A 3,640-nucleotide genomic window follows, 5' to 3' on the forward strand; every position below is an offset into this window, starting at 1 on the left:
GTCGGCCAGCCAGTCCGCGAGCCGGTGCGCCGCACCGGAGGCCGGGTGGCGCACCACCACGCAGTCGGCCCCCGCCGCGGACAGGGTCAGCGCGGTGTCCCGCAGCGACTCGCCCTTGCCGACCGAGGAGCCGCCCGCCGAGACGTTGACCACGTCGGCGCTCATCCACTTGCCCGCGATCTCGAAGGACACCCGGGTGCGGGTGGAGTTCTCGTAGAACATCGTCACCACGGTGCGCCCGCGCAGCGTCGGCAGTTTGCGCACCTGCCTGCCCAGCAGGGTGCGCTTGAGTTCGTCGGCGGTGTCCAGCACCGCGGTGGCCACGCCCGCGTCGAGCCCGTCGGTGGTCAGCAGGTGTCTCATGCGCGCTCCCGCAGCAGCACGGCGTCGCGGCCGTCGACCTCGTCGAGCAACACCGAGACGTCCTCGGTGCGCGAGGTGGGCACGTTCTTGCCCACGTAGTCGGCCCGGATGGGCAGTTCCCGGTGCCCGCGGTCGACGAGCACGGCGAGCTGCACGGACCGCGGTCTGCCGTGGTCCCGGAGCGCGTCCAGGGCCGCGCGGATCGTGCGGCCGGAGAAGAGCACGTCGTCCACGAGGATGACGACACGGTCCTCGACGCCCGCACCGGGCAGCTGGGTCTCCTCCAGCGGCCGGGTGGGCCTGCGGCGCAGATCGTCGCGGTACAGCGTCACGTCGAGGGCACCGGTGGGCACCTCGACCCCGGAGAACTCGCCGACCTTCGCACCGAGCCGGGTCGCGAGGGTCGCTCCCCGGGTGGGGATCCCCACCAACACGGGTGGAGTCATCACCTCGGCACCGAGTGCGGTCTTCTCGATGACCTGATGGGCCATTCGAGCGATGGTGCGCGCGACGTCGCCGGCCGAGAGCAGTTCCCGCTCGGCGGCCGGTTCCGTCGCGCCACTGGGCCGTGGCGCCACGGTGGGACCTCCTTCCCCGCCTCACCGGACGGGTCCTTAAAGGATGTCGAAACCCTGCATGCGCAGGCGAACTGTGTTGACGTTAGCAGGTACCCGGACCTCGCCCTCACGGGTGGTCCACCGCGCTGTGTCACACCCTCAAGCGATGTTCTGCTTGACCTGGTGACGACAACGAGTAACCATTACTGAGAGTATTCGGCCTAGAGAGACCCTGTCCGGTCAGCGGTGGCCGCATCGGGGCGAGGAAACGGAGAACCACCAGATGGGCGATTACGCCAAGGCGCTCGGGGCCAAGCTCCGCGGGATCCGCCAGCAACAGGGACTGTCCCTGCACGGTGTCGAGCAGAAGTCGGGCGGCCGGTGGAAGGCCGTCGTCGTCGGCTCGTACGAGCGGGGCGACCGTGCGGTCACCGTGCAGAAGCTGGCCGAGCTGGCCGACTTCTACGGTGTCCCGGTGGTCGAGCTGCTGCCCGAGGGCCGGGTGCCCTCCGGCGCGGAGCCCGCCACCAAGATTGTGATCAATCTCGAACGGTTGCAGCAACTCCCCGCGGAGAAGGTGGGACCGCTGGCCCGCTACGCGGCGACCATCCAGAGCCAGCGCGGTGACTACAACGGCAAGGTCCTGTCCATCCGGACCGAGGACCTGCGCTCGCTGGCGATCATCTACGACATGACGCCCGGCGAGCTGACCGAACAGCTCATCGACTGGGGCGTGCTGCCGCCGGAGGCGCGTCCGTCCCGGGAGGAGTGACCGCCGTTCGGGCACGGCACGGTCGGCACCGTCGCCGGACCCGGACACCGGCGTCCGGGTCGGGGCGTCGACGGTCGGCGCGCCCGGAGCGGCCGGGAGGGTGGAGGACGCACGGGGAGGGCCTCCACCTCCGGACCGGACACGGGCAGGGCCGTACCCGGGATCGGCCGCGTCCGGGATCGGCCGTGTCCGGGGCGGGCAGGTCCGCGCGGTCGGCTCCGCCGGACGGTCGGGGGCTACAGGACGGTGCGCAGCCGGTCGGCGATCGTGCCGATCCGCCCGAGCACCCCGTTGACGAACCGCGGCGAGTCGTCGGTGGACAGCTCCCGGACGAGACCGACCGCCTGGTCGATGGCCACCGGGTCGGGCACGTCACCGGCCCACAACAGCTCGTACAGGCCGACCCGGAGCACCGCCAGATCGACCGGGGGCATCCGGTTCAGCGACCACCCCTGCGCGTGCTCGGCCAGCAGCTCGTCGATCCGCTCGCGGTGGACGGCCACCCCCTCGACCAGGGTGACCGTGTAGTCGTTGATCGGGTCGACCTCGGTCGCGCCGACCCGCTCCGCCAGCAGCGTCCGCGGGTCGGTGTCCCGTTGCGCGGCCTCGTAGAGCAGTTCGACGGCACGCCGCCGGGCGTCGCGTCGACCGGACGCCCCGTGCCGGGGGCGGGAGGGACGTGTGTCGTTCACCGTGCGCCGCCGTCCGCGCTCAGGCGCGGCCGAGATAGCGGCCGTCGCGGGTGTCGATCTTGATCTTCTCGCCGTTGCCGACGAACAGCGGCACCTGCACCTCGCCGCCGGTCTCCACCGTGGCCGGCTTGGTTCCGCCGGTGGACCGGTCGCCCTGCAGGCCGGGCGCGGTCTCGGTGATGGTCAGCTCGACCGTCGTGGGCAGCTCCACGTACAGCGGTTTGCCCTCGTGCATCGCGATCTGCACGTCGGTGTTCTCCAGCAGGAACTTGGCGCCCTCGCCGACCAGGGCGCCGGAGATCTCCAGCTGGTCGAACGTCTCGCCGTCCATGAAGATGTAGTCGCTGCCGTCGTTGTAGAGGTACGTCATCTGCCGGCGGTCGACGGTCGCGGTGTCGACCTTGGTCCCGGCGTTGAACGTCCGGTCCACCACCTTGCCGCTGGTGACGTTCTTCAGCGTCGTCCGGACGAACGCGCCGCCCTTACCGGGCTTGACGTGCTGGAAGGTCACGACGGACCACAGCTGGCCGTCCAGGTTGAGGACCATGCCGTTCTTGAGGTCGTTGGTGGTGGCCACGAGTGTGCGTTCTCCTGTGTCGGGTGGGGCCGCCACTAGGCGACCACGAGTTCCTTGGTACTGACTGTGAGGAGCTCGGGAGTGCCCTCCCGCACGACGAGCGTGTCCTCGATCCGGACACCACCGCGCCCCGCCAGGTAGACCCCCGGCTCCACGGTGACCGCCATGCGGGCGGCCAGTGTACCGACGCCACGCGGGGACAGGCTCGGCGCCTCGTGCACCGCCAGTCCCACGCCGTGTCCGAGGCCGTGCGGGAAGTGCTCGCCGAACCCGGCCCCGGAGATCACGGTACGGGCCGCCTCGTCCACGGACGACACCTCCCGTCCCGGCCGCAGCGCATCCGTGGCGGCGGTCTGCGCCCGCAGCACCAGGTCGTACAGCTCCCGCTGCCATCCGGCGGGCGGTCCGAGCACGACCGTGCGGGTCATGTCCGAGTGGTACCCGTCCACGACCGCCCCGAAATCCATCTTCACCAGGTCCCCGCGCTCCAGTACCGCGTCGGTCGGCCGGTGGTGCGGGATCGCCGCGTGCGCCCCCGCGGCCACGATCGACTCGAACGCCGTGCCGTGCGCGCCGTGCTCTGCCATACGGTGTTCCAGATCGCGGGCCACCTCGCGCTCGGTGCGGCCCGGGCGCAGCCCCCCGTGGTCGAGCAGATCGGCCAGCGCCCGGTCGGCGG

The 3,640-nt window shown here is 71.3% G+C and carries 5 protein-coding genes and 1 pseudogene; 1 reads left to right on the forward strand and 5 read right to left on the reverse strand.

Going from position 1 to position 3,640, the window contains the following annotated elements; all coding sequences use genetic code 11:
* Positions 1-363, reverse strand: a pseudogene (locus SACHA_RS0107445) (aspartate carbamoyltransferase); the annotation flags it as partial.
* Positions 360-941, reverse strand: coding sequence for a bifunctional pyr operon transcriptional regulator/uracil phosphoribosyltransferase PyrR (gene pyrR, locus SACHA_RS0107450; RefSeq protein WP_019808453.1), 582 nt, complete (start codon positions 939-941; stop codon positions 360-362). The pseudogene SACHA_RS0107445 and the gene pyrR, both read right to left, overlap by 4 nt.
* 262 nt (positions 942-1,203) lie before the next feature.
* On the opposite strand from pyrR, the gene bldD reads away from it, so the two are divergent.
* A complete protein-coding gene (gene bldD, locus SACHA_RS0107455; protein ID WP_007024603.1) occupies positions 1,204-1,692 on the forward strand; it encodes a transcriptional regulator BldD in 489 nt (162 codons plus the stop codon).
* Between the two features lie 236 nt (positions 1,693-1,928).
* Here the strand turns inward: bldD and nusB are convergent, their stop codons facing one another.
* The 3 genes from nusB to SACHA_RS20835 form a co-directional block, all read right to left on the reverse strand.
* Positions 1,929-2,384 (reverse strand): transcription antitermination factor NusB, encoded by a 456-nt coding sequence (nusB, locus tag SACHA_RS0107460; protein ID WP_019808454.1) that lies wholly within the window; start codon positions 2,382-2,384, stop codon positions 1,929-1,931.
* Between the two features lie 19 nt (positions 2,385-2,403).
* Complete coding sequence (gene efp, locus SACHA_RS0107465; protein ID WP_019808455.1) at positions 2,404-2,961, reverse strand: elongation factor P; 558 nt, start codon at positions 2,959-2,961, stop codon at positions 2,404-2,406.
* A gap of 35 nt (positions 2,962-2,996) precedes the next feature.
* On the reverse strand, positions 2,997-3,640 hold a 644-nt coding region (locus tag SACHA_RS20835; RefSeq protein ID WP_019808457.1), incomplete at its 5' end, for a M24 family metallopeptidase.

The organism is Saccharomonospora halophila 8 (genome assembly GCF_000383775.1).
In the GTDB taxonomy this organism is placed as follows: Bacteria; Actinomycetota; Actinomycetes; order Mycobacteriales; family Pseudonocardiaceae; genus Saccharomonospora; species Saccharomonospora halophila.